The sequence below is a fragment of the Gordonia sp. SL306 genome (genome assembly GCF_026625785.1).
Lineage (GTDB): Bacteria > Actinomycetota > Actinomycetes > Mycobacteriales > Mycobacteriaceae > Gordonia.
The window spans coordinates 2,566,195-2,592,287 of the sequence record NZ_CP113063.1; the positions used below are offsets into that span (position 1 = coordinate 2,566,195).

A 26,093-nucleotide genomic window follows, 5' to 3' on the forward strand; every position below is an offset into this window, starting at 1 on the left:
GTCTGGGGCCGGCAACGGGGCCTCACGGTGTCACGAGTACGTCCCGAAGTCCGCCGTGACCCCGAGTCGCCCGAGGAAAGCGGCTCGGTCGAATCCGCTCGCGGCAACGTCGGCGGCGACCGCACGACCGGCGTTCTGGAGTGCCGCGCGCGACTCCCAGGTCACCGCGGTCACCACGTTGTAGTCGCTCTCGCCGTCGACCAGGGTGACGACGTCGTTGCGGACGATGCCCGGCTGGTCCCCGAGGATCTGGTGGGTGTGCCGTACCCGGGCGAGGAATTCGGTCATCGCCTCGGCGGGCACGGAGAACTTGTCGATGCGGTGGAGCTGCGGTGATGTCATGACGCCAACTCTCATACTTCAACCTCGCTTGAGGTCAAGGGTGCACATTCAATTGCAACCAAGGGGTTGCAGACAACCGCCGTGTGTGCAACTATCGAGTTGCACAACCGACGAGTCCCGAGGAGGACACCATGGACACCCAATTCGATCGCATCGAACGCGAGATCAGCATCGACGCACCCGCCGACCGTGTCTGGGCGTTGGTCAGCGAGCCGGGCTGGTACATCAACGATCAGAAGATTCTCGATCATCAGATCAGTCGCGACGGCGATATCTCGTACGTCACCGACCCCGACCACGGTCGGTTCGCCTTTCGGACGGTGACACTCGACGAACCGAACTACGCAGCCTTCCGCTGGCACATCGACGCCGACGACCTGTCGAGTTCGTCGACGCTGGTGGAGTTCTGGGTCACCCAGGCGGAGACGGGCGTCGTACTCAAGGTCGCCGAGTCGGGCTTCGGGTCGCTCTCCGAGCCGGAGGCCGATCGCCGCTCGCGATTCGACGACCACACCCAGGGGTGGGGCATCGAGCTGGATCTGGCTCGCGCCCATCTCACCGGGGCCGCTGCCCGTGCCTGATGGGGATCCGGCCGGGGCGAGCGAAGCGACGGGGCATTTCGTCGACGCCGCGCCGGTCGATCTGTTCGCGGCGCTCGCCGACGACAGTCGGTGGCAGATCCTCGTGACGCTCTCCGGGTCCCCGGCGTCGGCGTCGGCGCTGGCGGCCGAACTGCCCATCACCAGACAGGCGATCGCGAAACACCTTCGCGTGCTGGAGGAGGTGGGGCTGGTCAGCTCGGCCAAGGCCGGCCGGGAGCTCCGTTACGAGCCGGTGGGCGCGCGGCTGAGCCAGGTCGCCCGACAACTCGATGCCATCGCGCGTGGCTGGGACCGCCGCCTCGACCGGATCAGGTCGATCGCCGAGGACGGCCGCCCCTGAAAACCGCCCCAGGAAACCGCCCGCCGGAGAGCTCCCATCGACGTATCCCGATCGGTGGCCGCCCGGAGGGTGCTTTCCTGGGGCGGTTTTCAGGACGCCGGAGCAACCGCTCCAAAATCGCGGAGCAACCGCTCAGGACACGTCGAGCGCTCGTCGGGCGGCATCCGCGACGGAACCGTCGTATCGCGGTCCGTGGCCGGGGAACAGGACGTTCGCGTCGAGCCGGGTGAACGATTCGACGGTCCGCCGCGCCGTCTCGACGTCGTGCTGAAAGGCATCCGAGATACATTGCGGACCCGCGATTGCCGAGATCGGATGCCCGCTGACCAGCGCATCACCGGACACCAGGACGGTACCGTCGGCGACGAGATAGGCGCTGTGTCCGTCGGTATGACCGTGCGCGGCAACCGGAGTCGGACCGCCGGGTAGATCGAGCGGGGTTCCGAACGGCTTGGCGCCGTCGATTCCCTTGCGGCTCAACACTCCGAGCGGGGTGACCGCGGCCAGCCAACGAAGGACACGTGGCCGGTACGCGATCGGCAGGATGTCGAGGGGGCCGGCCTGCTGGAGGTACTCACGTCGGGCGTGTGCCACCTCGACCGGATCCATGTAGACGTCGAATCCGTACTGCTCGCTCAGGGGCACCAGTCCGCCGAGGTGATCGACGTGGGCATGGGTCAGCAGAGCCCCTCGGATGTCCTCGGGGCGTCCGCCGATGTGACGGATCGACTCCACCACCTCGGAGGCCTGGCCCGGGTATCCGCCGTCGATCAGGGTGATGCCCGAACCCTCTTGGAGCAGAACCCAGTTCACGACGTCGGTGTGCACCAGGAAGGCCGACGACGATCCGGCGTCGACCCGGCTGATCAGGAACTTGCTCTTCGGCACGATCACTCCTGACCCACGATCATCGCCGGACCACCACCACGAACGGGCCGACCTCGGTCACCGCGAACCGTGGATCGGCGAACACCGCGGGATCGAACGTGACCGAGTACCGGCTGACGTTCGGGTCGTTCGGATAGACATCCTTTGCCAACCTCAGTGTGTAACCGTCTGCGCCATAGCGGAACAGGAAGACATTCGGCGGCTTCCACGGTGACCGGTCGAGTTTTCTGATCATCTGGTCGGGCGTCGTCGATTCAGACCACCGCGCGATCGTGGCCGCGCGCTTGTCGAACTGGGCCAACGGGTTTGCGTAGTGCGACGTCAGACCCTGGAAACCCCAGTACGGGTAGATGGAGAGGAATCCGTAGTCGGCGGTGAGGACCACGTTCTGATCGGCCGGTCGGCCGGTCTGTCGGTGGATGAGTCGATTGATCTCGGGGAAGTACGATTCGGCGCCCGGCGGCCGCTGATCGGCACGTTTCCCGTAGCCGTCGGTGTCGGTGTAGGCGGTGGTGATCTCGGTGGAGAGATAACCCGGCACGCCCTGGGCGAGGGCGATGGCGGAGATCGCTGCGACGGCACCGATCGCGAACCGGACATCGCCGAATTTACCGACCGCCCACCGCGACACCTCTGCCACACCGAGCACACCCGCGGCGCCGAGAGTCGCATCGAGGATCGGATCGAGACGGAACGAGAGAAGCGTGGTGCCCGCGGCGGTGAGCAGCATCGACAGCAGGCAGAACAGGTAGACGGTCAACACCGTCAAGCCCAGCGCGAGGGCGATCGTTCGTTTCCGGAAACGCAGCAGGAGCCAGATCAGTCCGATGAAGGTGATGATCCCGACGAGGGTGAAGTGGAAGAACGGCAGCGGCAGGATGGAGCCGCGCTCGGGCAGGTAGTGCTCGGCGGTACCACCGCTGGCCGGTTCACTGCGGACCCTCGACCACAGGTACGGCGCCCACACCAGCAACGCGATGAGTCCGGCGATCGCGCCCACCGACACCAGTCGGCCGATGATCGCACCGATCGTCGAACGCCTTCGGGCGGAGACGGCCTGGTCGGGGACGGCCTTGTTGGATGCGCCGAACCATGCCTGGCCGATCAGATAGAGAGCCATCAGGGCCGCCGTGAGGGCGAACAGACCGGTGTAGAGGGTGTAGAAGGTGGCGCTGAGGCCGAAGAACGCACCCGCGGCGACCACGGCAGGCCAACTCGTCCCGCGCCGGAAACCGCCCACCGGGCCGTCGGCGATGCGCGATCGGCCGCGTAGCGCGCAGAGCAACGTGATGAGCATCGGCGTGCCGATCATGACCAGCACCGCCGCGTACGGCTCCGGGGAGGCGTACATGAGGGTGATGGTGGTGACCGCGAGCGCGATCGGGATCCCGCGGTTCGCGCCGACCATCCGGGTCCACAGCAGGATGCCGACCGCCGCGGCCACCGACATCGAGATGATCGCCCACGGTTTGTAGGCCTCCCAGCCGGGAAGGCCCTCGACATCGGCGAACCGCCCGCCCCACCAGAACCAGCCGGCCGGGTAGTACGGCGGCAGGTCGATGTAGGTCATGTCGGCCAGCCGGGGGCTGCTCGTCATCCTGGTCAGGTACTCGGTGCGGAACTCCTGATCCACCGAGAGGCCGAACAGATAGAGCTTGGTGGCGCCCAGTGGCATGCCGAGCGTGACCGTCACCAGACCGGCCGACGCGACCACCGACAGGAGGCTGGTCAGCCATCGGGCACGGCCGCCGCGATGGAGGATGACGGCGATCACCAGCAGCGCGACGGCGACCACCTGGCCGACGGTGGTGAGCGCCCGACTCACGTTGGACGAGTTGAACGCGGGCCAGTCGACAGCCCCGATGATCTTGAGACCGAGGTAGGCGATCAGAACGGCGACGATCGCACCGACGACGAGTTCTCCGACGTCGCGGGCGCGGCGAGCGGGGATCCCCATTCTCAGATGGGCAGTCGACGGAAGATCGGGCGCGGGATGTGCCGCAGGATGATCATCACGAAGCGGAACGGCCCGGGCGCCCAGACGATTTCCTTGCCCTTGTCGGCGGCCGCGACGGCCAGGCGTCCGACGTCCTCTTTTTCGACCGTCATCGGCGCCTCCTTCACATGCGCCGAGAGGCGGGTCCGGACCTGTCCCGGCCGGATGACCAGGACGCGGATGCCGAACGGGCGCAATGCGTCACCGAGTCCGAGGTAGAAGCCGTCGAGGCCGGCCTTGGTGGAGCCGTAGACGAAGTTGCTGCGGCGCACCCGTTCTCCGGCGACCGAGCTCATCGCGATGATCTGCCCGAATCCCTGTGCGCGCATCTTCTCGCCCAGCAACACGCCAACCGACACTGCGGCGGTGTAGTTGATCCCCACCTCGGTGACCGCGACCTTCTGGTCCTGCCAGGCCTTCTCGTCGTCGGGTTGGATACCGAATGCGACGATCGCGACGTCGATGTCGCCGCCGGCGAAGGCCTTGTCGAGCACGGCCGGATGAGTGTCCGGGGCGAGGGCGTCGAAGTCGATCTGCTCGACACTCGACGCGCCGGCCTTGGTCATCTTCTCGGCAGCGGCCGCGGCCGCCGGGTCGCCGGGGACGGTGGCCAGCACCACCCGCATCGGGCCCTTCTTCAGGTACTCCTCGGTGATGGCCAGCCCGATCTCGGAACTCCCGCCCAGCACGAGGACGGACCGCGGCACGCCGACGGCATTGATCATGGTGTCATTTCTCCTTTGGGAAGCATTGTGGCCCTGGTAGTTCGGGCTTGTTCAGACGAGTTCGAGGCGGCGGCCCATGTCGGACATGAACACCCGCTCCGGATCGACACGGCGTCGCGTCGAGATCCACTCGTCGACCCTCGGATACATCGCGTGGAAGGTCTCCGCCGAGGTGCGCGAATCCTTTGCGGTGTAGAGGCGGCCACCGATCGACATGACCCGCCGGTCGAGTTCGTTGCAGAACTCGGCGAGGCCTTTCTTGATGGGGAAGTCGACGCAGATGTTCCATCCGGCCATCGGGAACGACAGTGGCGCCTGATTTCCCGGGCCGAACAGTTTGAACACGTTGAGGAAGCTGACGTGTCCGGATGCCTGGATGTCGATGATGATCTGCTTGAACTCCTCGACGGCCTCGGGCGGGACGATGAACTGGTACTGAAGGAATCCCTTGGAGCCGTAGGCCCGATTCCAGTTCCCGAACAGATCCAGCGGGTGATAGAACTGCGTCAGATTCTGGATCTTGCCGGTGTAGTTGCCGCCCATGCGGTAGTAGGCCTCGCCGACGATGGAGAAGTCGAACTTGTTGGCCAGCCCGTTGGGGAAGATGTCGGGGAAGTTCATCAGCGTCGGGGCGTCGAACTTCAACGGGTCCTTGGCCAGTTCCGGCGGCAGCTGATCCAGGGTGGCGAGCGAACCGCGGGAGAAGGTGCCGCGCCCGAGCTTCGGGGGCTTGCTGATCGCGTCGAACCAGCCGGAGCTGTAGGTGTAGTTCGACTCGCTGCCGTCCTGATGCAGGGCGATGGTCTCGTCGAGTGTGGAGGTGACCGTGCCGTCGGCGATGAAGTACGCCGACTCGGTACGGGTCATCCTGATCTTCGCCCGCAGGATGATGCCGGTCAGGCCGATGCCGCCGACGGTGGCCCAGAAGATCGAGGCGTCGGGATCGTCGTCGGTGCCGTCCGGGGTGATCGTGATGATCTTCCCGCTGGCGAGCAGCAACGTGACCTCGACCACGTGGTTGCCGAAGCTGCCCGCGCTGTGGTGGTTCTTGCCGTGGATGTCGCAGCCGATCGCGCCGCCGACGGTCACCTGTCTCGTGCCCGGCAGAACCGGGACCCACAGACCGTGTGGCAGGGCCTTGCGCATCAGGGTGTCCAGATCTACGCCGGCGTCGACGTCGACGATGGCGGTGTCGGGGTCGATCGAGTAGATCCGGTTGAGCAGCGACATGTCGATGGTCAGGCCACCGGCGTTCTGTGCGTTCTCACCGTAGGAGCGACCGAGTCCGCGGGCGATCACGCCGCGCTTCAGATAGTCGGGTTTGTCGGCATTCTGGTCGGCAACTCGCGCCACCGCCTCGGCGATGACCTCGGGGTATGGGGTCGCCAGCACGTGGCCCTGAATGGGCATCGTGCGTCCCCACCCCATCAGTTTGCGGGTCTCGATCGGCAACAGCTCTTCTGTAGACATCGCTCATGAGGGTACCTGCACGGTGCGCGGGCACAGAGCCCTCACGGTGAGAAAACGCTGAGGGACGGGTGTGCATCTGCGACGGTTGCCCCGGATCGCTATCCGCGGAGCGTTCTCGCCGCCGCATTGTGGCCCGGGATGCCGCTCACCCCGCCGCCGCGCCGTGCACCGGCGCCGCAGAGCAGGAGTCGCGGATGCCGGGTCTCCACGCCCCAGGAGCCGACCTCGGACTCCGACTCGGCCCACGGCCACTGGAGGCTGCGGTGAAAGATGTTGCCGCCGGGCAGGCCGAGGCTCTCCTCGAGATCCTGCGGGGTCTTGACCTCGATGCAGGGATTGCCGGTCACGTCGTGGGCGATGACCGACTGGATGGGCTCGGCGAGGACGGAGTTCAACGATGCGAGGGTGGCGCCCACCGCGTGCTCGACGGCACCGGGTGCGTCGAACACCTCCGGGGGCATGTGCAGGGCGAACAGCGTCAGAGTGTGTCTGCCCTCGAGCTCGGGGCCGAGGATCGAGCCGTCCGAGAGTGTGTGGCAGTAGATCTCGCACGGCGGCAGTTCGGGCACCTGGCCGCGGTCGGCCTGCTGCCACGCGATCCGCAGCTGGCTCGCGGATTCGTTGATGTGGAAGGTGCCGGCGAACGCGGCCTCCGGCGACGTCGACGTGTCGCACAGGCGCGGCAGACGCTCGAGCAGGAGGTTGATCTTCAGCTGCGAACCCTTCGGGTCAGCCTCGGTGTCGACGGGGTCGTCGAGGAGGCCGTTGATCACCTGTGGCGCGCAGGCGGCGTAGAGCATGGACCCGGTCACGCGTCGGTCGGCGAGTTCGACGGTCCCGTCCGACGGGTCGACGCCGAGCACCCGGACGCCGGTGCGGATCTCGGCGCCCGCCGCGGCCGCCGCCTGATAGAGCGCGCCGGACACCGCACCCATCCCGCCGACCGGCACATCCCAGTCGCCGGTCCCACCGCCGATCAGGTGGTAGAGGAAGCAGATGTTCTGCCGCAGCGCCGATTCGTCGAGGTCGGCGAAGGTGCCGATGAGTCCGTCGGTGGCCGCGATGCCGCGCACCACGTCGTCGTCGAAGTACTGTCCGAGGAGCTCGCCGAGCGGACGTGACGTGAGCATCTCCCAGATCTCGGCATCCGAGGTGTCGGTACCGACCACCAGGTCGCGCATCTGCTCGGCCGAGCGGAGCGGTTCGATCATCGTCGGGAAGACCCGCTGCGCGATGGTGCCCATCCGGGTGCCGAACGACTCCCACGCGGTGAACGCCGCCTCGGAGCCGGTGGCGCGCCGAAAGGATGCGGCGGTCGCCGCGGTGTCCTCGTTGTCGACGAGGATGCCGGTGGCGGGGTCGGCCGGGAGCGGGGTGTACGAGGAGAAACGCCGTCGGATCAGCCGGATGTCGAGTTCGAGGTCGGCGATGATCTCCCGGGGCAGGAGTGACACCAGATATGAGTAGCGGGAGACGCGGGCGGGTAGCCCGGGGAACGGCATCGCCGACACCGCGGCGCCGCCGACGTGATCGGCCCGCTCGAGCACCAGTACCGAGCGTCCGGCGGCTGCGAGATACGCGGCCGCGGTCAGTCCGTTGTGTCCGGCACCGATGATGATGTCGTCGTAGGTCATCACCGTCCAGCCTCGCAGATCGCTGCACGCGGCGGGCGGGGTTCACGGCACGTGGTGCGACACCGATCAGCGCATGATGCGCGCCAGGAACGGCGTCGAGTCGACCATCGATGCGATAACCGTGCCGGAATGGTCCTTGTCCGGGTAGACGTGCAACTCGACTGGCTGGCCGTTGGCGCGCATCTGGCCATACAGCGAGAGTGCCGACGGCGCAGGCACATCGGTGTCGAGGAGACCCTGCCCGAGGAAGATCGGCCGGTCGTAGCCGGAGTAGGGGGTGCCCATGTACCGGGTCAGTGCCGCCTGTCCGCCCGGGAGCGACGAGATCGGTTTGCGGAACATGGTCCGCAGATCGCGCCCCTTCATGAGGGCGGTCATCTCCGGATAGCACAGGGTCCGTGCAGCACCGATCAGTCGGCGGCCCGTCGGGGTCATGATCGACATCGGGTCGAGATCCGGTCGGGCGTCGGCGAAACCGGCCAGGATGTAGGCGGCATATGTGTTGAGCGCGGCCGGCAGGGTCACCGGCGGGAACGCGGGCCCACCGAGACCGAGGAGCAACTCGATGTTCGCCGGCGTGCCGGTGGCCACCACGCCGCGATAGTCCAGGCCGCTGCCCGCGGACAGTTCGGTTGCCCGCCGGGCGCCGCCGAGCGCGGCCCCCGCGCCCTGGGACTGGCCGACGATGGCCCATCGTGACGCGAGGGGGAGGGCCATCTGTCGTGCGGCCTTCACCGAGTCGACGATCGAATGCGCCTCCGACTCCCCATTGAGGTAACTCATCAACCCGGGTGTGCCGAGGCCGACGTAATCGGTCGCCACCACGGCATACCCCTGGCGTAGCCAGTGTCCAAGGTAGGCAGCGTCGCGTGCGCTGCGGGGCTGCGCCGACGGGGTGCAGCTGTCGCCGAGGCCGGTGGTGCCGTGCGCCCACGCGATCATCGGCCAGCCGCCGGGCGGCGGTGTTCCACCGGGCACGAACACGGCACCGGTGCTGGATGCGGGGCGGTTGTGCTGATCGGGCGTCGCGTAATGGATCCGGTATGCCTTCGCAGCCCCCGGCACACTCAGCCCGGCCTCGAGGGGCACCTGCGAGATGAGCGTTCCCGCCTTGGTCGGTACCGGGCCCGGGTAATCGCGGACGTCCAGACCCGACCACTGCGGCGGTGCGGTGCCCGGTTCCGGGGCGGCGACGGCCGACGGAGACGCGGCCCAGGCGGCGCCGGCGACGGCGAGGGCGACGATGGTTGCGGCGGCGCCCCGGCGCAGCGAGCGAGACTTCATGAACGGCAGCGTAGATCACGTCTTCGACCGCCTCACCGAGATGCCCCGATACGCCTATCCTTGGTGGGTGGACATTCCGTCAGTGAAGCTGAACAACGGATACGTGATCCCGATGGTCGGACTCGGGACGTCGGGCTTGCTGGGGCGACCGAGTGTGTCCGCCGTCGCCGGAGCCCTGCGGTCGGGGTATCGGATGATCGACACGGCGAGCCGGTACAGCAACGAGCGCAGCGTCGGGATGGGTCTGCGGCAGTCCGGGGTCCCCCGCGACGACGTGGTGGTACAGACCAAACTCGGGGGCGGGGACCAGGGATTCGACGAGGCGATCAACGCGGCGCAGGACAGTGCGCGACGTCTGGCCGTCGACCACATCGACATCTACCTGATCCATTGGCCCTGCCCGAGTCTCGGCCGCACGGTCGAGTCGTGGAAGGCGCTGCTGACACTGGCCGACGAGGGTTTCATCCGCACCGCGGGCGTCTCGAACTTCACACAGCACCAACTGCAGTCGCTCTACGACGAGACGGGCCGCTGGCCCGCGCTCAACCAGATCCAGTGCTCGCCGGCGCTGGCGCGCACGGAACTGCGGGAATTCATGACGGAGAACGGGATTCATGCCCAAGCATGGCACCCGACCGGGCGCAAGGAGGGCATGCTGGGTGAGCCGGCGGTGATCCGGCTGGCGCGCAAGTACGGCAAGTCGCCGACTCAGATCGCGCTTCGGTGGGCGGTCCAACAGGGGATCAGCGTGGTGCCGAAGTCGTCGCACGCCGGCCGTCAGATCGAGAACTCAGATCTCTTCGACTTCGCGTTCGAGCCCGACGACCTGGCCGCGCTGGCCGAACTCGATCGGGGTGAGAAGGCCGCACGCGATTCCGACGTCGAGGAAGAGTTCTAGGGACCGGGGCCAGAGTTCTGGGGACCGGGGCCACCGTCGGCCATCCGATCGACGGCTGGACTAGGGTTGCAGGCGTGTCTCGACCCGAGTCCGGCGCAGGGGACGAACATCCGCGCCATGAGGATTTCACCACCCGCCATGCTCCGACGCCCCTGGAGCTGCCGTTCAGCGATGGTGAGGCGTCGACGAATGTCGACCTGAAGACACAGATCATCCGATTCGCCATCACCGGCGCAGGGTCCGGGGTTCTCGACTTCGGGCTGACCCTGCTCCTCCAATACGTGGTCGGCACGCCGTTCTGGATCGCCAAGTCGTTCGGCTTCATCCTCGGCACCACCACCGCATATCTGCTGAATCGTCGCTGGACGTTCGAGGCCGAGCCGAGCGCGTTGCGGTTCGTGGCGGTGGCGGCGCTCTACGGTGTGACGTTCTTCGTCAACGTCGGTCTGTACACCTGGTGCTCGCACCTGTGGCCGCAGACGATCGTCTACAGCTTCGCCGCCTATGTCATCGCGCAGGGCACCGCGACGGTCATCAACTTCATCGTGCAACGCCTGGTCATCTTCCGGATCCGCTGACGCGATGACCTCCGCGGTCGTTGTCGGAAGCGGGCCCAACGGTCTCACCGCCGGGGTCGTACTGGCCCGCGCGGGTTGCCGGGTCCACGTGATCGAGGCCGCGGATGTCATCGGTGGCGGCGCGCGCTCGGCAGAGTTGCTGCGACCCGGCGTGGTGCACGACCTGTGCTCGGCGTTCCATCCGATCGGCGCAGGCTCGCCCGCGTTGCGGAGTCTGGGCCTCGACGAGCACGGTCTGCGATGGCGGTGGCCGGAGATCGATTGCGCGCATCCGCTCGACGACGGCCGGGCCGCCCTGCTCCATCGGTCGGTCGCCGACACCGCCGATGGCCTGGGTGAGGACCGGGCGACCTGGCGGGACATGATCGGCGGGATCGCGGCGGACTTCGACGACCTCGCCGACGACCTCCTCGGTCCCCTCGTGGCCATGCCGCGCCATCCGATCAAGCTGGCGGAGTTCGGGCATCGCGCCCTCTATCCGGCGACCGGTCTGGCCCGGGTCTTCCGCAGCGCGCAGGCCCGCGCACTCTTCGGCGGTGTCGCCGCACACGCTTTCACGCGTCTCGATCGACCGGGTTCGGCCGCGCCGGGACTGGTCCTGCTCGCTGCCGGTCATCGGTATGGCTGGCCGGTGGCGCAGGGCGGTTCGGGTGCCATCGTCACCGCATTGGCCTCGGCGCTCATCGATGCGGGTGGCACCATCACCACGGGCCAGGAGGTGACCAGCCTCGACGAGGTGGATTCGGCCGACGTGGTGCTGCTCGACGTCATGCCTGCGGCGGCGGCCGGCATCCTCGCAGATCGATTGTCGGGGCGCCGGTTTCGGCGCTACCTCGCGCACCGTCACGGTCCGGCGGCGTTCAAGGTCGACTACCTCGTCGACGGCGACATCGGCTGGTCCGACCCCGACTGCGGGCGCGCAGGCACCGTGCATCTCGGCGGCACCTTCGACGAGATCGTCGCGGCGGAGAACGATGTCGTCGCCGGCCGGATGCCGGCTCGCCCTTTCACCCTGGTGGGCCAGCAATGGCTGGCCGATCCGACGCGCACCACCGGCTCATTGCGGCCGCTCTGGGCCTACGCGCATGTGCCGCACGGGTTCACCGGAGATGCGACGCCCGCGGTGACCGCGCAGATCGAACGATTCGCGCCGGGGTTCAGAGCGCAGGTCGTCGACTCGATCAGCACGTCGCCTGCGCAGCTGCAACAGAAGAACGCCAACCACGTGGGCGGCGACATCGGGGGCGGACGAAACGATCTCACCCATCTGATCGCGCGACCGCGACTGTCGCCGAATCCGTATGCCACCGGGGTGCCCGGTGTGTACCTCTGCTCGTCCGCCACCCCACCCGGTGGCGGGGTGCACGGGATGTGCGGCCGCAACGCCGCAGAGGCGGCGTTGCGGTACCTCAATCGGTGACGGCGATCAACCGTTCACCTTGGCGATGACGTTCTCCGCGTACCAGTTCAAGTGGTCGATCTTCTTCTGCAGGGGCTCCGTGTCGGGGCCCTTGATGTAGGGCAACCGGAACCCGACGATCACGTCGGTGACGCCCTTGTCCTCGAGTCGTTTGCATCCGTCGACCGAGTACGCGTCGACCGAGATCACGTGGATCTCGAAGGGGTCGTTGAGCTTTCCCTCCGCCTTGCGGATGTCGTCGATCTTCTCGATCAGCGCGTCGAGTTCCTCGCCGTCGCCGCCGCCGTGCATCCAGCCGTCACCGCGGACGACCGCCCGGCGCAGGGCCGGGTCGGCGTGACCGCCGACGAGCATCGGGATCGGCTCGGTGGGGGCCGGCGACATCTTGATCTTGGGGATGTCATAGAACTCGCCGTGGAACTCGAAGTACTCACCCGTGGTGAGGCCCCGGATGATGTCCATGCATTCGTCCATGCGCTTGCCGCGGCGTTTGAAGTCCACGCCCATGAAGTCGTAGTCCTCGGGCCAGGGACTGGTGCCGACACCCATCGCGAAACGGTTGTTGGTGAGGAACGCGACCGAGCTCGCCTGCTTGGCCACCAGGGCCGGCGGGCGGACCGGGAGCTTCACGACAAACGGTGTGAAACGGATCGTCGAGGTCACCGCGCCGAGCGCGGCGGCCTGGATGAACGTCTCGATGAACGCCTTGTCCTCGAGGAACTCGCGGTTCCCGTCCTCGGTGTAGGGGTAGGTGGCGTCCGATTCCTCGGGGTAGGCCAGCGAGTCCGGGATGGTGAAACCCGCGTATCCCGCCTGCTCCGCCGCCTGGGCGAGCGGCGGGTAGAACGTCGGGTCGGTCATTGCCTCGGCGAAGGTGAAGCGCATCGTGCTCCTCGGGACGTGTGACAGTCTTCACCAAGAGTAGAACACGTTCTAATTCCGCCGTCTGCCGGTGTGCGGAATTGCGTGGTCAGGCACCCAGCGCAGCGGTGGTGCTGGTGGCGAGTGAGGCCCGGACCGCAGCGGTGATGTCGTCGACGATGGCCTCGTCGGCGCCCTGCTCGAGGGCGTCGAGGATGTATCGGACGACGGTGTCCGGCGCGAGCTTGGGTACGTCGGTGAGGCTCTCGGTCATGGGTGTCGACGCGTAGGACAGATGCGCGCCGAGGACCTGCGTGCCCTGGCCGGCCAACTCGGCGCGCAGGCTGTTGGTCAACCCCCACAGTGCGGCCTTCGACGGCGAGTACGCGCCCGGAGTGGCGATCCAGCTGAGGGCCGAAGCGATGTCGACGACGGCGCCTCCGCCACGCGACGCGAGTACCGGCGCGAACGCCCGCGTCATGTCGAGTACGCCGAAGACGTTGGTGTCGAAGACATCCCGGATTTCCGAGATCGGTGAGGTGAGCAGTGACGTGGCGCCGTGGACGCCTGCGTTGTTGATCAGGACGTCGACGTCGGGGGCGGCGTGCGCGGCCGCCGCGATGCTGTCGGCGTCGGTCACGTCCAGGTGGAGCGCTACCACCCGCGCATCGGGGTGGCGGATCTCGCGTCGTGCCGCCGCGTAGACCTTCGCCGCGCCGCGGTCGAGGGCCGCGGTGACGAACTCGGCGCCGAGGCCGCTGGATGCGCCGGTGATCAGGAGGGTGCTGCCGTCGATCTGCATGGTGGTCCTTTCGTGGGGGTGTGACTGTGGCGTTGTGGGCCGTCAGTGGCGAGGGAACGGGGTGTTCTCGCGTGCACCGGGTCCTCGGTGCACGCGCAGTGCGCCCGGCACCAGTGGTTCGTGGCACTCGGAACACACCGGCTCGACCGTCATCGTGTGCCCGCAGGTGCGGTGGGTGGTGACGATCGGTGCGCCGTCGTCGGCGGCCCACTTGTCGCCCCATTGACGCAGGGCCGCGACCACGGTCCACAGATCCCGCCCCTTGTCGGTGAGGCGATAGTCGTAGCGCACGGGCTTGTCCTGGTAGGGATCCTTGGTCAGCACGCCGTGCTCGACGAGGGTGTCGAGGCGTTGTGTCAGGACGTTGCGGGCGATTCCGAGGCGGGTCGAGAACTCGTCGAACCGGGTCACGCCGAACAGGGCGTCCCGGATGATCAGCAGTGTCCACCATTCCCCGACGATCTCCAGCGTCTGGGCGACCGAACAGTTCATGTCGGTGAAAGTGGTACGTCGCATGTCGACCACCGTAGCGAGTTGCATGAAACAACTCAACTCTGCTTAGCTGGGTTTCGTCAAACAACCCAGCTGGTGACACCCCTGGAGATGCATATGGCCGATCTGATCCGGTCCGATTCCCCCTCGGCGCACCCGCCGGCCGCCGCGCCCGCCGGGCCGCGTCGGCCGGGGGTGGTGCTGCTCGTCCTGTCGCTTGCCGCTTTCATGGCCAGCCTCGACGTGTTCATCGTGAACGTGGCCTTTGACGACATCGGTCGCGATTTCGACGGCGTCGGCCTGTCCGAGCTGTCGTGGGTGCTCAACGCCTACACGATCATCTACGCCGCGCTCCTGGTGCCGGCAGGGCGAATCGTCGACCGCTACGGACGCAAGGGCGGATTCCTGACCGGGCTGGCGATCTTCACCGTCGCCAGCGTGGCATGTGCTGCGGCGCAGGGAGTGTGGTGGCTGGTCGCGTTCCGCTGCGTCCAAGCGATCGGCGCGGCCATCCTGACCCCGGCCAGCCTGGGCCTGGTGGTCTCCACCATGCCCGCCGAACTTCGTGCGCGGTCGGTGCGGATCTGGGCGGCCACCGGCGCACTCGCGGCCGCGCTCGGCCCGGCCGTCGGCGGGCTACTCGTCGAGGCCTCGTGGCGATGGGTCTTCCTGGTGAACGTCCCGGTCGGCGTCGCAGCCCTGATCGCCGGCGCGGTCGTACTGTCACGATCCCGAAACGACACCGCCACCGGTCTTCCCGACCTCCTCGGGGCGGTCCTGCTCGCTGTCTCCATCGGCGCGTTGACACTCGGCCTGGTCGAGGGCAGTGAATGGGGATGGACAGACCCGAAGATCGTCGGGTCGTGGATCATCGCCGCCGTCACCCTGGCCGGATTCGTGCTCAGCTCGGCGCGGCACCCCGAACCGGTCATCGACCCGGCGCTCCTGCGCGTGCGGGCCTTCACCTTCGCGAACATCACCGCGGTGCTGTTCGCCATACCGTTCGCAGGCGCGCTGCTCGCGAACATCCTCTGGCTGCAACAGGTCTGGGGATACTCGGCGATCAAGACGGGTTTCGCGGTGTCCACCGGACCGCTGATGGTGCCGATCTTCGCCGCCGTCGCCCATCGGCTGAGCGCTCGGGTGCCGGTCGGCTCGATCGTGGCGGCCGGCTGTCTGTTGTTCGGACTCGGCGGCGTGCTGATCGCGATGTCGGTCGACCAGACTCCCGACTACGCGACCGAGATCCTGCCCGGATGGCTGATCGGTGGCGTGGGCGTGGGTCTCGCACTGCCCTCGATCCTGTCCTCGGCCACCGCGGATCTTCCTCTGCACCAGGCGGCAACCGGCAGTGCAGTTGTCAACATGAGCCGTCAGATCGGGATGGCCCTCGGCGTCAGTCTGCTGGTCGCGATCCTGGGCACGCCGGTCGGATATGCCGCGGCGCACAGCGCTTTCCAAGAGGCGTGGTGGGTCCTCGGCGCCGTCGCACTACTCGGGGCGCTGGCCGCGCCGGGGATGACCCCGCCGAGGCGGGCCTCATCGCCGGTCGGGTAGGTACCGAGCGCAGCGATGAGCCGTATCGAGATCGCCGGAATCGCAGGAGGTCTCGATACGCGACTCACTTCGTTCGCCGCTACTCGACCGGCGGTGGGGAGTTCGCCGCTACTCGCTGCCCTTCTGCCTCTCATACTGTCCCAGCGGTTGTCGGCCCGTGATGGCGAGCAAGAGAGCCTGGCCCTCCCGGCCGATCGTGGCGATCGGCGTCGAATACAGCCCGCGCGCAACGGAGTCGGGGGTCACAAGTCGGCGTGCTGTCGTGATCGCCGTGGGGAGCAATGGCTCGGGCATCCGGTAGGACAGACCGATCCCGACGGCGACGTCCCACCCGTGCACGAGGAGATCCATCATGTTGATCCCGGCCGCTTCCCCGGCGCTGAAGGTGCCGAACGGCAGCCGACACGTCCGCCCAGGATCGCAGGTGGTCCAGGCGGCCAGGCTCGCCTGCGCAGCCCGGTCGAAGGCGTAGCGGTGGTCTCTCGGGTCGATTCGGACCGGCGCACTCCGCGGGGTGTCGGTGCCCCCGGCGGCGAATCTCGTGAACTTCTCGGTGACTGTGATGACGTGGTCGGCGACATCGGCCACCGTCCAACCGGCACAGCCGGACGGCCGATCGAAGCCATCGATCTCGGCCGCTGCGGCCAGCAGTGCGGCATAACCGTTCAGGGCGGTCCGCAAGTGTCCGACCTCAGGACAATCGCCTGGACTCATCTCGAGATCGTCGCGCTCATGGGCGGGTGTCGAGAACGGAGGTCATGGCGCCGTCGACGACGCGGTGGTCGCTCGTGGCGATGGTCAGCCCGCGTCGGGCGGCCTGCGCCACGATCATGCGGTCGAAAGGATCCCGATGGTCCCACTTCAGGCGTCCGGCCATCGCGGCATCGGCGGCGTCGATGGCAAGGTCGGTGGCATTCATGCTGATCAAGGTCTCCTGCCAGGCCGACAACAGCGGCTCACCGTCGAGCCGCCCGAGGCGGGTCTTGATGGCGATCTCCCATGCCGAAGCCGCTGACACGAGGAGATCGTTAGCCTGATCCGCCAACACTTCCCGCGCCGGCCCGGAGATCTTGTCCGGCTCGGAGACGAGCCAGAGCAATGCGTTCGTGTCGAGAAGGTAGGCGGTCAACGTCCACCCTCCCACTCCGAGAGATCGCTGTCCGGTAGCGGATCGTCGAGCGTCTCCGGTACGACGAGCTTCGGTAGCCGACCGAATGTCCGTGGCTGCGTCTCGACAGGGGAGAGAGTTGCCACCGGGCGACCGTGATTCGTGATCGTGATCGACGCCCCGGACTGTTCCACCTCGGCCAGGAGCGCGTTGAGTCGCGCTTTTGCCTCGGTGCTGGTGATGACTCTCATGAGCGCCATCCTAGCCCGCTATCGGACCAGTTCGACTAGTCCTATTGGTCGGCGGTGCTACGGCCGCGTGAACCGCTCCCGACGGCCCAGCCGTCGCAGCCGCATCCAGTTCGCGAAACCCTTCGGATCATGCTGCTGCACAAGGAAATACCAGCCGAATCGGGCGTATTCCTGCGGCAGCAGCCTGCGCATCCCTGGCTGGCTCATCAAGTAGCCGCGGTTGCGGTAGGTGAAGAAGCGCTTCGTCGGGTTGTCGGGGTACTGCGTGTGCATCCGTCCGCCGAGGATCGGCCGGAACTCGTCGGAGCCGTCGGGATGCAGGTAGCCCGCCGTCAGGCAGGTGCCGAACGCGAGTCCCGACCGCTGCAGGCGTCGATGGATCTCCACCTCGTCGCCGCGGAAGAACAGGCGAAGATCGGGCACGCCGACCTCCTCGATGGCGCGCGCCGAGAAGAGCGCACCGTTGAAGAGTGAGGCGATTCCGGGCAGCAGATCGTCCGAGGTGGCCTCTCCGTCGGTTACATGCGACCCGCTCGCTGCGCTCCCGGCGTCGGTTATATGCGACCCGCTCGAAGCGCTCCCGGCGTCGGTTATATGCGACCCGCTCGCTGCGCTCCCGGCGTCGGAGAACAGCTCGGAGCGCTTGCGTCGCCACACGAGTCCACGACGCAGCGGGAAGGCGAGGGTGTCCGGGTCGTCGATGTTGGCGACGACGGGCGAGACCTCGTCGAGCCGATGCCGTGCAGCGCAGTCGAGAAGTGTGCTCAGCACGGCCGGGCCGTCGGGGCGGCCGTCGTCGTCGGCGCACCAGACCCAGTCCGCACCCATGGCCAGAGCGTGCAGGATGCCGAGCGCGAAGCCCCCCGCACCGCCGAGGTTGCGTTGCGAACCGAGATAGGTCGTCGGAATCGGTTGTCCGGCCACGAGTTCCGCGACCTCCGGTTCGTCGGCGTTGTCCACCACGATCAGGTGGTCGACGGGACGGTCCTGGTTGGCGACCACGGCCAGCGAACCGGCGAGGAGTCCGACCCGGCGGTGGGTGACGACCACCGCGATCACGCGGTCGGTCATGCGCCCGGTGCCTCGAGCTCGGCGAGAACCTTGCGGACGTGAGCTGCTGCGGCCGGGCCCTCGTAGGCGCCGACGACGTCTTCGATGCCGCCCTCCATCCGGACCTGACCATGGTCGATCCAGAGCGCGCGGTCGCAGAGCTGCGCGAGGAACTCGTTGGAGTGGCTGGCGAACACGAGGATCCCGGATCGTTCGACCAGCGCCTGCAGACGAGTGCGTGCCTTTTTCATGAAGTCCGCGTCCACCGCGCCGATGCCTTCGTCGAGGATGAGGATCTCCGGGTCGATGCTGGTGACCACGCCAAGCGCCACGCGCACCCGCATGCCGGTGGAGTATGTCCGCAGCGGCATCTGCAGATAGTCACCGAGCTCGGTGAACTCGGCGATGTCGTCGATCTTCTTCAGCATCGCCTTGCGGGTCATCCCGAGGAACATGCCGCGGATGATGATGTTCTCGTAGCCGGAGATCTCGGGGTCCATGCCGACGCCGAGGTCGAAGACCGGGGCCACCCGCCCGCTCACCCGGCACGATCCGCGGGTGGGCTCGTAGATGCCCGACAGCAGGCGCAGCAGTGTCGACTTACCCGCACCGTTGTGCCCGACGAGCCCGACCCGGTCGCCGTGCTGCAGGTGCAGATCGATGTTCTTGAGCGCCTCCACCACCACGACGTTCGACTCGGTGGAACCGATCACGCCGCCGGCCGCGCCCATCACGGACTTCTTCAGTGAACGGGTCTTGGCGTCGAAGATCGGGAAGTCGACGCACGCCCCCCACGTGTCAACGCGAACTCTGTCCTCAGGTGCCATCTCTCGCCCGTCCTAAACCCAATACGCCACGCGGGCTCGATAATTGCGCATCACCAGCATGGCCAACAGCCAGCCGACCGCGGTACAGCCGATCACGATCGCCCAGTGGTAGAACGCCACCGACTGGCCCAGCAGTGGGCCGCGGGAGATCTCGAGGTAGTGGAACATCGGGTTGAGCTCGACGAGCTTCAATCGCGGCGACTTGTCGCCGGCCGCGGTGTTCCCGAGACTCTGGGTGCTCCAGATGATCGGCGTCATGAAGAACACCAGCTGCACGACGGTGGTGAGGAGCTGGCCGATGTCGCGGAATCGGGTGGAGAGGATGCCGAAGACGATGGACACCCACACCGAATTGAGCACGAAGAGGACGATGGCCGGGAACACCAGCAGCACCGACCAATGGATCGGCGGCGGAAAGATCACGAAGATCAGCACGATGATCACGACGTTGTGCGCGAAGATGATCAGCTGCCGCCACACCACGCGATAGACGTGCACGCTCACCGGTGCGGGTATCTGCTTGATCAGCCCCTCGTTCTTGGAGAACACCTCGGCACCCTCGAGGATCGAACTCTGGATGAAGTTCCAGAAGATGAAGCCGAGCGCCACGTAGGGCAGGAAGACCTTGATGTCCATCCCGAAGAGCTCGCCGTAGAGCAGACCCATGGCAACCGCGGTGACGCCGGTCGCGATGGTGATCCACAACGGACCGAGCACCGACCGCCGATACCGCTGCTTGATGTCCTGCCACCCGAGATGAAGCCACAGCTCGGAGGTGGTCAGGCCGTCGCGGAGATCCTTCACCGCCCGACGGAGCGTGCGGGAATCGGACACCGCCGGTGCTGGGGGTACCTCGCTGTTGACTACCGATGACACGGGGACTCAGCATACAAGCGGGGCATCAGAGGTATTGCCCCGTGCTGGGTCCGTGCGGTCCGCCGCCGGTCACGACGCCGGGAGGGAGCGCTCCCTGCCGCATTTGTTCGAGTTGTGCGCGGGCCGCCATCTGCTGGGCGAAAAGCGCGGTCTGGATACCGTGGAACAGGCCCTCCAGCCAGCCCACGAGCTGGGCCTGGGCGATCCGTAGCTCCGCGTCCGAGGGCGTCCCGTTGTCGGTGAAGGGCAGCGCCAGCCGCTCGAGTTCCTCGCGCAGCTCGGGGGCGAGACCGTCCTCGAGTTCCCGGATCGACGATTCGTGGATCTCGCGGAGCCGGTTGCGGCTGGCCTCGTCGAGTGGAGCCGCCCGCACCTCCTCGAGCAGTTGCTTGATCATGGTGCCGATCCGCATCACCTTGGCCGGCTGTTCCACCATGTCGGCGACGCTGCTGCCGTCACCGTCGGCGTCGCCGCCGGACTGCCCCCCGACGACGATCACGTTCTCCGGCTCCTCGCCGGGAACGCCGGTGCGTGGGTCGCTGCCTCCGAACGGTCCAGATGTCATGCCACCATTGTGCCGAAGGACGTGTGTCGGTGGTCGTGCTACCCCATGTCTATCGTGAGAGCCATGGCCTTCGACGTCGCACACGTGCGTGGATTGTTTCCCTCGCTCGGTGACGGCTGGATTCATCTCGATCCGCAGGCCGGTCTGCAGATACCGGACTCGGTCGCGTCCGCCGTGTCGAAAGGATTTCGGCAGCTCGGGGCGGCACCCGGTGGCGTGTACCCGGCTGCTCGGGCATCCGCCGAGGTGGTCGACGGTGCCCGCAGGGCGATCGCGGACCTGATGGCCGCCGATTCCGCGGCGGTGGTCCTCGGTCCGTCGAGGTCGGCGTTGGTGAGCGGCCTCGCGGATGCGATGCCGGTCTCGTCCTGGCTGGGCGGCAACGTGGTGCTCAGCCGCCAGGACGACGAACCCAACATCGTGCCCTGGCTGCGCGTCGCCGACCGGCACGGCGCCCGGACCCGGTGGGCGGAGGTGGACGGTCGAGACCGGCGCCCTGCCGACCTGGCAGTACCGGGATCTGATCGACGAGCGGACCAACGTCGTCGCGGTGACCCTGGCGTCGTCGACCGTCGGTGCGATCACCGACGTCGGCGCGATCGCGACCAGTACGCGTGCCGCCGGTGCGCTCCTGGTGGTCGACGCGACCAGCGCTGCGCCCTATCTTCCGCTCGACATCAGCGAATTGGGTGCCGACGTGCTGATCGTCTCCGCCGAACGCTGGGGTGGGCCGCGTGTGGCCGCGATGGGATTCCGCAGCGCCGCCGCCATGGATCGCCTGCGTTCCCTGGCGATGGATCCGCGCGCCGTCGGGCCGGCACGGTTGGAGCCCGAGCCGCATCAGGGAGCCCTGCTGGCCGGACTCGTCGCGTCCGTGGAACACCTCGCCGCCCTCGACGACGATGCGATCGGAAAGCGTCGCCGCCGGCTCGTGACCGCGCTCGACGGCGTGAACGAATACCTGCGGCGGCTCACTTTCTATCTGACCACCACCCTGCAGCACCTCAACCAGGTCAGCCTGGTGGGCACCGTGGAGGATCGTGTCCCGGCAGTGAGCTTCACCTTCGACGGCGTCAGTGCGGACAAGGTGGTGAGGCGGCTCGCCGACAACGGGATCTGTGCCCTCGCGGACGTGCCGAGTCGTGCGCTGACCCGCCTGGGGGCTGGTGATTTCGGCGGCGCGGTCACGGTGGGTCTCGGGCCCTACTCCACCCCCTATGAGGTGGATCACCTCGCGCGTGCGCTGGGGTCGCTCGGCTGAACGACGCGAGTTGGTCAATTGTCTGAGAAGTGGGTCACCTGACTCGCAATTCGGCATCGCGGCCATTAAGTTTACGACAATGAAGGTTGTCGCGATTTCGGCTGTGCACTGATGCGCGCCGATTCCGGAGCGGCCGATCAGGCCTTGAGTTCCACGGAGCTGGATATCTGGCGGGCCGTGGTCAAGGGTGGCTGGGGTCTGCTGGCGGAGATCAACACTGCGATGTCGGCCGAGGGGATGTCCCAGGCCGATCTGCGCGTGCTCGAGGCGCTCGGCGATTCCCACACGCGTGGCATCAGTGAGCTCGCCGCAGACGTGCACATGACGGTGAGTACCGTGTCGCGGCAGATCGCGCGGCTCATCGCCGACGGCCTGGTCGAGCGGGTCGAATGCGGGACCGACGCCCGGCATCGGTACGTCCGCATCACCGAATGCGGTCTGGCTGCGCGGGATCGGCATGTGTCGGTACGCAACGACCTGATCCGGCGGCTCGTGGTCGACCGGGTGACGGCCGACGAGTACCAGACTCTCGGAGAGGTGTTCCGCAAGATCAACGGTGGGCTGTCGGACCTGCCGGAGTGATCGCCGCGTGCTCGCCCACATTGTGCGACGACGCGCGTCACTCCATCGTCAGCAGCACCTTGCCGATCGCGTCGCCACTGTCGAGGCGTGCATGTGCGGCCTCGACGTCGTCGAGCGGGAACGTCGAGTCGACGATCGGACGAACCGTCCCCTCGTCGATGAGCGGCCAGGTGACCCGTCGGGTCGTCGCGACCACCTCCGCCTTGGAGCCCGCGCCCTCGACGGGGCGGGACCGCAGCATCGTGCCGTGGACGGCGGCGCGTTTGGAGAGCAGTGTGCCGATCGGCAATTCGGCCTTGATCCCGCCCTGCATCCCGATGATCACCAGCCGTCCACCGGTTCGCAGCGCCTTGACGTTCCGCTCGAGATAGGCCGCACCCATGATGTCGAGGATGACGTCGGCGCCGCCGCTGTCGCGGACGACCCGGACGAAGTCGTCGGTCGAGTAGTTGATCAGGATGTCGGCGCCGAGATCCTGGCAGCGGGCGAGCTTGTCGGAGGTGCGAGCGGTGACCGCGACCCTGATCCCCAGCGCATGGGCGACCTGGGTCGCGTGGGTGCCGATGCCGCTCGATCCGCCGTGGATCAGCAGCAACTCACCGGTGTCCAGGTGCGCGGTGTCGAACAGGTTCGACGCCACGGTGCAGGCGACCTCGGGCAATGCGGCAGCGGAGGTCAGGTCGACGCCCAGGGGCTTCGGCAGCACCTGCACGGCAGGCACGGCCACCTTCTCGGCGTAGCCACCACCGGCCAGCAGGGCGCACACCTCGTCGCCGATCGACCAGTTCGAGACGTTCCGTCCGACCGCGGAGATCCGCCCCGACACCTCGAGGCCGAGCGTGTCGACCGCACCGGGCGGTGGCGGATAGTGACCGGCTCGCTGGAGGAGATCGGCCCGATTGACTCCCGCGGCGACGACGTCGATGACCACTTCGGTCGGCTCGGGCTCCGGGTCGGGCAGGGCGGTCACGGAGAGCTGGTCGGTTCCGGCTATGGCGCGCACGTGCCGATGCTGTCACAATCTGCGAGATCGGGTCGGGGAGACAGGGGAGGACATGCCCGCACCTGAGGGGTTGTCGGAGGAGGAGATGCGCGCCTGGCTGGCCGTTCTGGTCGGCACGATGCGGCTGATCAATCACCTCGACGAACGGCTGACCGCCGACAACGGGATCAGCTATGCGGAGTATCGGACGATGGTCTCCATCGCGCGGGAGGGGCCGCAGCGGATGTCGGAGCTCGCCCAAGAGGGAATGGTCTCCCGCAGCGGTATCAGCCGCTTGGTCGCGCGGCTGGTGGCTCTCGGCTACGTCGAACAGTTCACCGAGGACTCCGATGGACGCAGTCGGCTCGTCCGGCTGACCGACTCCGGACGCGGCCTGGCGGCGGCAGCGACCACCGATCACATCGCGCGGATTCGCAGGCACCTTTTCGACCGGATCGACGAGGGTGAAGTGCGTACGCTCGAGTCGGTGTTCGGCAAGGTCGATGCGAGTCTGACGGGCCCGTTCCAGTAGCCTCGTCGTCAGGGAAGCGTGGCAGAGCGGCCGAATGCACTCGCCTTGAAAGCGAGCGTGGGTAAAACCACCGGGGGTTCAAATCCCTCCGCTTCCGCGTCAAGCGTCGGGACCGAGCTCATCCGCGAATCAGCCACCTCGACTCGACGAATCCACCTTCATTCGCAACGAAGGTGGATTCACCGACCCGAGGTGTCTCGCCGGGCGGATGAGCGTGACTGCCGGGTACGCATCACCTACGACTGATCGCCGACACTATCGTTTCCGCGTGACCACGACCACGACCCGCGACGGCCTGGGGCCGCGGCTGCTCCTGGCCCTGGCGCTGCTCTCGGCAACCGCGCCGATAGCGACGGATCTCTACCTCCCGTCCTTCCTGGAGGTCAAGGAATCGCTCCACACCGACGCCACGTCCGTGCAGCTGACACTCACGGCGTTCCTGGTGGGGGTCGCGGTCGGGCAGGTGCTGTGGGGTCCGGTCTCGGACCGCTACGGCAGGCGTCGCCCGCTGCTGATCGGCTCGGCCGCCGCGGTTCTCGCGGGCATCGTGGTGGTGGCGGCACCGACCATCGAGGTTCTCATCGCCGCCCGCTTCATCCAGGCCGTTGCGGCGGCGGCGGGCATGGTCATCGCCCGGGCCATCATCGCCGACCTCTTGGTCGGGTTCGCCGGCGCACGATCGATGACGCTGATGATGACCATCCAGAGTCTCGCCCCGGTGATCGCACCCGTTGTCGGGGGTGTCCTGGCCGGGCATGTCTCGTGGCGTGGCGTCCTCGCGGTGATCCTGGCGGCCACCGTGGTGCAGCTCATCATGGCGGTGACGTCCGTTCCGGAGACCCTCGCCGCGACGGACCGCGCGCCACGCCTCGGCTACCGCGACCTGCTCGGCCGGTTCCGGCGGCCGGCATTCCTCGCCTACGTCTTCACCCAGGCCTTCGCGTTCGGCTCGCTCATGGCCTACATCTCGAGCTCGTCGTTCGTCTATCAGCGGGTACTGGGCACGTCATCGGTGGTCTACGGACTGTGTTTCGCGGTGAACGCGCTGGGGATGACCATCGCGGGTCTGGTGGCCGCCCGACTGTCCCGCAGGCGCGTGCACCCGGCTCACACGATCCGGATCGCGGTGCCGGTGTTGCTTGTCGCGTCGGGGTGCGTGCTCGGTGCGGCACTCTCACCGGTGCCGGTCCTGCTCGTCGTGCCGCTTTTCGTGGCAGTGACGTCCGTCGGCTTCGTGATGGGCAACAGCGCGGCGCTCGCGATGGAACACACCCGCGATGCAGCAGGCGCCGGGAGCGCCGTGCTGGGCGGTCTGATGTTTCTCGTCGGCGGTGTGGTCTCGCCCCTCGGCGGTCTCGCAGGCGACGACACCGCCGTCCCGATGGCCTGCGTGATGGTCTGCTCCGCCGTGGTGGCGCAGATCTGTTTTGTCGCTGCCCGACGACACGCGGCCCGTCATCCGGAGGGGGAGGCGGCCTTCGTCAGCTGATGGCCCGACGATCCGCTGCCGAGGCGAACCCCAGCCACGTGTGGCGATTACCCGCCCAGCACCAGCCGACCTTCGGCGCGCCCTTGCGCTCGCGTCCGTCCCTGCCGGTGCCCCCGGAGATCCAGATCGCCGGGGTGCGGGCGTCGAGGCGTCCGTCCCGCTTCCGCAGCCGAGAGCCGATGGTCATGAAGCACCGATTCGGCTCGAGCTGTCTGGGCTGCTGCAGGAGCCAGGCGATCCCTTCGCCGATCGTCAGCGGGGTGCGGGCAGCGCCGGTGATCGCCGGGAGCGCCTCGTCGGGACTCCAGTTCGCCATCTCGTCGCCGCGATCGATGCCGGTGACCAGGTAGAACGGGCCCATCGGTGGATCGATGCCCGTGATCGGTGTGAACTCGTCGAGGTCGGTCATGTCGACGACGACGAATCCGGGTTTGTCGGCACGGGTGAGCAGTGTTGCGGCCGCCGATGGCGCGAGGAGTTCCGGGTGTGGGACGAGCAGAGCGTTGCCGGTGTCGGCCGCGGCTGCCGCGGCGTCGATGATCGATGCGTCGTCGATGCCGGCGAGTCGCGCGACGCCGAGGTCGACGAGGCGACGGGCCTGTGTCGGGAGGTCGGGCAGGTGAACGGTCGTCGTATCCACCTGCCCGATCATAGCCGCAGTGTGGGAATTGTTGTCCCTCA

General features: G+C 67.5%; 28 protein-coding genes, 1 tRNA gene and 1 pseudogene. 11 read left to right on the forward strand and 19 right to left on the reverse strand.

What is annotated here, in order from left to right:
- Positions 1–30: 30 nt before the first annotated feature.
- Positions 31–342, reverse strand: coding sequence for an antibiotic biosynthesis monooxygenase (locus OVA31_RS11655; RefSeq protein WP_267631237.1), 312 nt, complete (start codon positions 340–342; stop codon positions 31–33).
- A gap of 131 nt (positions 343–473) precedes the next feature.
- On the opposite strand from OVA31_RS11655, the gene OVA31_RS11660 reads away from it, so the two are divergent.
- Positions 474–923, forward strand: coding sequence for an SRPBCC domain-containing protein (locus tag OVA31_RS11660; RefSeq protein ID WP_267631238.1), 450 nt, complete (start codon positions 474–476; stop codon positions 921–923).
- Positions 916–1,284 carry an ArsR/SmtB family transcription factor gene (locus OVA31_RS11665; RefSeq protein WP_267631239.1) on the forward strand — a complete coding sequence of 123 codons (369 nt, stop codon included), beginning with the start codon at positions 916–918 and terminating at the stop codon, positions 1,282–1,284. The genes OVA31_RS11660 and OVA31_RS11665 overlap by 8 nt, the downstream gene beginning before the upstream one ends.
- A 132-nt stretch (positions 1,285–1,416) precedes the next feature.
- Here OVA31_RS11665 and OVA31_RS11670 read toward each other — a convergent pair whose 3' ends face one another.
- From OVA31_RS11670 to OVA31_RS11695, 6 genes are all read right to left on the reverse strand, one after another.
- Positions 1,417–2,178, reverse strand: coding sequence for an MBL fold metallo-hydrolase (locus tag OVA31_RS11670; protein WP_267631240.1), 762 nt, complete (start codon positions 2,176–2,178; stop codon positions 1,417–1,419).
- Between the two features lie 13 nt (positions 2,179–2,191).
- Complete coding sequence (locus tag OVA31_RS11675; protein WP_267631241.1) at positions 2,192–4,129, reverse strand: galactan 5-O-arabinofuranosyltransferase; 1,938 nt, start codon at positions 4,127–4,129, stop codon at positions 2,192–2,194.
- Between the two features lie 2 nt (positions 4,130–4,131).
- Entirely contained in the window at positions 4,132–4,893 is a 762-nt protein-coding gene (locus tag OVA31_RS11680) for a decaprenylphospho-beta-D-erythro-pentofuranosid-2-ulose 2-reductase (protein WP_267631242.1), read from the reverse strand.
- A 51-nt stretch (positions 4,894–4,944) separates the two neighbouring features.
- Entirely contained in the window at positions 4,945–6,363 is a 1,419-nt protein-coding gene (locus OVA31_RS11685; RefSeq protein WP_267631243.1) for an FAD-binding oxidoreductase, read from the reverse strand.
- Between the two features lie 98 nt (positions 6,364–6,461).
- Positions 6,462–7,997: a phytoene desaturase family protein gene (locus tag OVA31_RS11690; RefSeq protein WP_267631244.1), complete on the reverse strand. Its 1,536-nt coding sequence runs from the start codon at positions 7,995–7,997 to the stop codon at positions 6,462–6,464.
- 66 nt (positions 7,998–8,063) lie between these two features.
- Positions 8,064–9,281 carry a prolyl oligopeptidase family serine peptidase gene (locus tag OVA31_RS11695; RefSeq protein ID WP_267631245.1) on the reverse strand — a complete coding sequence of 406 codons (1,218 nt, stop codon included), beginning with the start codon at positions 9,279–9,281 and terminating at the stop codon, positions 8,064–8,066.
- A gap of 67 nt (positions 9,282–9,348) precedes the next feature.
- Between OVA31_RS11695 and OVA31_RS11700 the strand changes: the two genes are divergently transcribed.
- The 3 genes from OVA31_RS11700 (at position 9,349) to OVA31_RS11710 (ending at position 12,177) form a co-directional block, all read left to right on the forward strand.
- Positions 9,349–10,179, forward strand: coding sequence for an aldo/keto reductase (locus OVA31_RS11700; RefSeq protein WP_267631246.1), 831 nt, complete (start codon positions 9,349–9,351; stop codon positions 10,177–10,179).
- A gap of 74 nt (positions 10,180–10,253) precedes the next feature.
- Entirely contained in the window at positions 10,254–10,757 is a 504-nt protein-coding gene (locus OVA31_RS11705; protein ID WP_267631247.1) for a GtrA family protein, read from the forward strand.
- Between the two features lie 4 nt (positions 10,758–10,761).
- Positions 10,762–12,177 carry a phytoene desaturase family protein gene (locus tag OVA31_RS11710; RefSeq protein ID WP_267631248.1) on the forward strand — a complete coding sequence of 472 codons (1,416 nt, stop codon included), beginning with the start codon at positions 10,762–10,764 and terminating at the stop codon, positions 12,175–12,177.
- A gap of 6 nt (positions 12,178–12,183) precedes the next feature.
- On the opposite strand, the gene OVA31_RS11715 is transcribed toward OVA31_RS11710, so the two are convergent.
- From OVA31_RS11715 to OVA31_RS11725, 3 genes are all read right to left on the reverse strand, one after another.
- Positions 12,184–13,062, reverse strand: a complete 879-nt coding sequence (locus OVA31_RS11715) for a TIGR03619 family F420-dependent LLM class oxidoreductase (RefSeq protein WP_267631249.1) — start codon at positions 13,060–13,062, stop codon at positions 12,184–12,186.
- 85 nt (positions 13,063–13,147) lie between these two features.
- Positions 13,148–13,840 carry an SDR family oxidoreductase gene (locus tag OVA31_RS11720; RefSeq protein WP_267631250.1) on the reverse strand — a complete coding sequence of 231 codons (693 nt, stop codon included), beginning with the start codon at positions 13,838–13,840 and terminating at the stop codon, positions 13,148–13,150.
- Between the two features lie 42 nt (positions 13,841–13,882).
- The gene (locus OVA31_RS11725) at positions 13,883–14,356 is read right to left on the reverse strand and encodes a winged helix-turn-helix transcriptional regulator (RefSeq protein WP_267631251.1); all 474 of its coding nucleotides are present in this window, start codon (positions 14,354–14,356) and stop codon (positions 13,883–13,885) included.
- 93 nt (positions 14,357–14,449) lie between these two features.
- Here OVA31_RS11725 and OVA31_RS11730 point away from each other — a divergent pair, with 93 nt between their 5' ends.
- A complete protein-coding gene (locus OVA31_RS11730; RefSeq protein WP_267631252.1) occupies positions 14,450–15,889 on the forward strand; it encodes a DHA2 family efflux MFS transporter permease subunit in 1,440 nt (479 codons plus the stop codon).
- A gap of 108 nt (positions 15,890–15,997) precedes the next feature.
- Here the strand turns inward: OVA31_RS11730 and OVA31_RS11735 are convergent, their stop codons facing one another.
- Genes OVA31_RS11735 through OVA31_RS11765 form a run of 7 tightly spaced genes read right to left on the reverse strand, consistent with a single transcriptional unit; the run spans position 15,998 to position 20,566 of the window.
- The gene (locus OVA31_RS11735; protein ID WP_267631253.1) at positions 15,998–16,570 is read right to left on the reverse strand and encodes a TIGR03086 family metal-binding protein; all 573 of its coding nucleotides are present in this window, start codon (positions 16,568–16,570) and stop codon (positions 15,998–16,000) included.
- Between the two features lie 49 nt (positions 16,571–16,619).
- Positions 16,620–17,018 carry a type II toxin-antitoxin system VapC family toxin gene (locus OVA31_RS11740; protein ID WP_267631254.1) on the reverse strand — a complete coding sequence of 133 codons (399 nt, stop codon included), beginning with the start codon at positions 17,016–17,018 and terminating at the stop codon, positions 16,620–16,622.
- Positions 17,015–17,248 carry a type II toxin-antitoxin system Phd/YefM family antitoxin gene (locus OVA31_RS11745; RefSeq protein ID WP_267631255.1) on the reverse strand — a complete coding sequence of 78 codons (234 nt, stop codon included), beginning with the start codon at positions 17,246–17,248 and terminating at the stop codon, positions 17,015–17,017. The genes OVA31_RS11740 and OVA31_RS11745 overlap by 4 nt, the downstream gene beginning before the upstream one ends.
- A 57-nt stretch (positions 17,249–17,305) precedes the next feature.
- Positions 17,306–18,319: a glycosyltransferase gene (locus tag OVA31_RS11750; RefSeq protein ID WP_267631256.1), complete on the reverse strand. Its 1,014-nt coding sequence runs from the start codon at positions 18,317–18,319 to the stop codon at positions 17,306–17,308.
- Positions 18,316–19,125, reverse strand: coding sequence for an ABC transporter ATP-binding protein (locus tag OVA31_RS11755; RefSeq protein WP_164309553.1), 810 nt, complete (start codon positions 19,123–19,125; stop codon positions 18,316–18,318). Before OVA31_RS11755 ends, OVA31_RS11750 begins: the two co-directional genes overlap by 4 nt.
- A gap of 12 nt (positions 19,126–19,137) precedes the next feature.
- Positions 19,138–20,001, reverse strand: a complete 864-nt coding sequence (locus OVA31_RS11760) for an ABC transporter permease (protein ID WP_164309554.1) — start codon at positions 19,999–20,001, stop codon at positions 19,138–19,140.
- A gap of 25 nt (positions 20,002–20,026) precedes the next feature.
- On the reverse strand, positions 20,027–20,566 hold the full coding sequence (locus tag OVA31_RS11765) for a bacterial proteasome activator family protein (RefSeq protein WP_267631257.1): 540 nt from the start codon (positions 20,564–20,566) through the stop codon (positions 20,027–20,029).
- Positions 20,567–20,629: 63 nt separating this feature from the next.
- Here OVA31_RS11765 and OVA31_RS11770 point away from each other — a divergent pair.
- Both OVA31_RS11770 and OVA31_RS11775 read left to right on the forward strand, forming a co-directional pair.
- Positions 20,630–21,827 (forward strand): annotated as a pseudogene (locus OVA31_RS11770) (aminotransferase class V-fold PLP-dependent enzyme).
- 111 nt (positions 21,828–21,938) lie between these two features.
- A complete protein-coding gene (locus tag OVA31_RS11775; RefSeq protein ID WP_267631258.1) occupies positions 21,939–22,409 on the forward strand; it encodes a MarR family winged helix-turn-helix transcriptional regulator in 471 nt (156 codons plus the stop codon).
- A 37-nt stretch (positions 22,410–22,446) separates the two neighbouring features.
- On the opposite strand, the gene OVA31_RS11780 is transcribed toward OVA31_RS11775, so the two are convergent.
- Positions 22,447–23,412, reverse strand: coding sequence for an NAD(P)H-quinone oxidoreductase (locus OVA31_RS11780; protein WP_267631259.1), 966 nt, complete (start codon positions 23,410–23,412; stop codon positions 22,447–22,449).
- 52 nt (positions 23,413–23,464) lie between these two features.
- Between OVA31_RS11780 and OVA31_RS11785 the strand changes: the two genes are divergently transcribed.
- The 3 genes from OVA31_RS11785 (at position 23,465) to OVA31_RS11795 (ending at position 25,412) form a co-directional block, all read left to right on the forward strand.
- Positions 23,465–23,923, forward strand: a complete 459-nt coding sequence (locus OVA31_RS11785; protein ID WP_267631260.1) for a MarR family winged helix-turn-helix transcriptional regulator — start codon at positions 23,465–23,467, stop codon at positions 23,921–23,923.
- Positions 23,924–23,935: 12 nt separating this feature from the next.
- Positions 23,936–24,020 (forward strand) — tRNA-Ser (locus OVA31_RS11790).
- A 171-nt stretch (positions 24,021–24,191) separates the two neighbouring features.
- The gene (locus OVA31_RS11795; protein WP_267631261.1) at positions 24,192–25,412 is read left to right on the forward strand and encodes a multidrug effflux MFS transporter; all 1,221 of its coding nucleotides are present in this window, start codon (positions 24,192–24,194) and stop codon (positions 25,410–25,412) included.
- On the opposite strand, the gene OVA31_RS11800 is transcribed toward OVA31_RS11795, so the two are convergent.
- Positions 25,405–26,052 (reverse strand): DUF5701 family protein, encoded by a 648-nt coding sequence (locus OVA31_RS11800; RefSeq protein ID WP_267631262.1) that lies wholly within the window; start codon positions 26,050–26,052, stop codon positions 25,405–25,407. The genes OVA31_RS11795 and OVA31_RS11800 overlap by 8 nt on opposite strands.
- Positions 26,053–26,093 lie beyond the last annotated feature (41 nt).

Excerpts from the sequence above, each read along its gene's own strand:
- OVA31_RS11655 (WP_267631237.1), bottom strand. The coding sequence starts at position 342 with ATGACATCACCGCAGCTCCACCGCATCGACAAGTTCTCCGTGCCCGCC.
- OVA31_RS11660 (WP_267631238.1), top strand. The coding sequence starts at position 474 with ATGGACACCCAATTCGATCGCATCGAACGCGAGATCAGCATCGACGCA.
- OVA31_RS11675 (WP_267631241.1), bottom strand. The coding sequence starts at position 4,129 with ATGGGGATCCCCGCTCGCCGCGCCCGCGACGTCGGAGAACTCGTCGTC.
- OVA31_RS11680 (WP_267631242.1), bottom strand. The coding sequence starts at position 4,893 with ATGATCAATGCCGTCGGCGTGCCGCGGTCCGTCCTCGTGCTGGGCGGG.
- OVA31_RS11685 (WP_267631243.1), bottom strand. The coding sequence starts at position 6,363 with ATGTCTACAGAAGAGCTGTTGCCGATCGAGACCCGCAAACTGATGGGG.
- OVA31_RS11690 (WP_267631244.1), bottom strand. The coding sequence starts at position 7,997 with ATGACCTACGACGACATCATCATCGGTGCCGGACACAACGGACTGACC.
- OVA31_RS11695 (WP_267631245.1), bottom strand. The coding sequence starts at position 9,281 with ATGAAGTCTCGCTCGCTGCGCCGGGGCGCCGCCGCAACCATCGTCGCC.
- OVA31_RS11710 (WP_267631248.1), top strand. The coding sequence starts at position 10,762 with ATGACCTCCGCGGTCGTTGTCGGAAGCGGGCCCAACGGTCTCACCGCC.
- OVA31_RS11715 (WP_267631249.1), bottom strand. The coding sequence starts at position 13,062 with ATGCGCTTCACCTTCGCCGAGGCAATGACCGACCCGACGTTCTACCCG.
- OVA31_RS11720 (WP_267631250.1), bottom strand. The coding sequence starts at position 13,840 with ATGCAGATCGACGGCAGCACCCTCCTGATCACCGGCGCATCCAGCGGC.
- OVA31_RS11725 (WP_267631251.1), bottom strand. The coding sequence starts at position 14,356 with ATGCGACGTACCACTTTCACCGACATGAACTGTTCGGTCGCCCAGACG.
- OVA31_RS11730 (WP_267631252.1), top strand. The coding sequence starts at position 14,450 with ATGGCCGATCTGATCCGGTCCGATTCCCCCTCGGCGCACCCGCCGGCC.
- OVA31_RS11745 (WP_267631255.1), bottom strand. The coding sequence starts at position 17,248 with ATGAGAGTCATCACCAGCACCGAGGCAAAAGCGCGACTCAACGCGCTC.
- OVA31_RS11750 (WP_267631256.1), bottom strand. The coding sequence starts at position 18,319 with ATGACCGACCGCGTGATCGCGGTGGTCGTCACCCACCGCCGGGTCGGA.
- OVA31_RS11755 (WP_164309553.1), bottom strand. The coding sequence starts at position 19,125 with ATGGCACCTGAGGACAGAGTTCGCGTTGACACGTGGGGGGCGTGCGTC.
- OVA31_RS11765 (WP_267631257.1), bottom strand. The coding sequence starts at position 20,566 with ATGACATCTGGACCGTTCGGAGGCAGCGACCCACGCACCGGCGTTCCC.
- OVA31_RS11775 (WP_267631258.1), top strand. The coding sequence starts at position 21,939 with ATGCGCGCCGATTCCGGAGCGGCCGATCAGGCCTTGAGTTCCACGGAG.
- OVA31_RS11785 (WP_267631260.1), top strand. The coding sequence starts at position 23,465 with ATGCCCGCACCTGAGGGGTTGTCGGAGGAGGAGATGCGCGCCTGGCTG.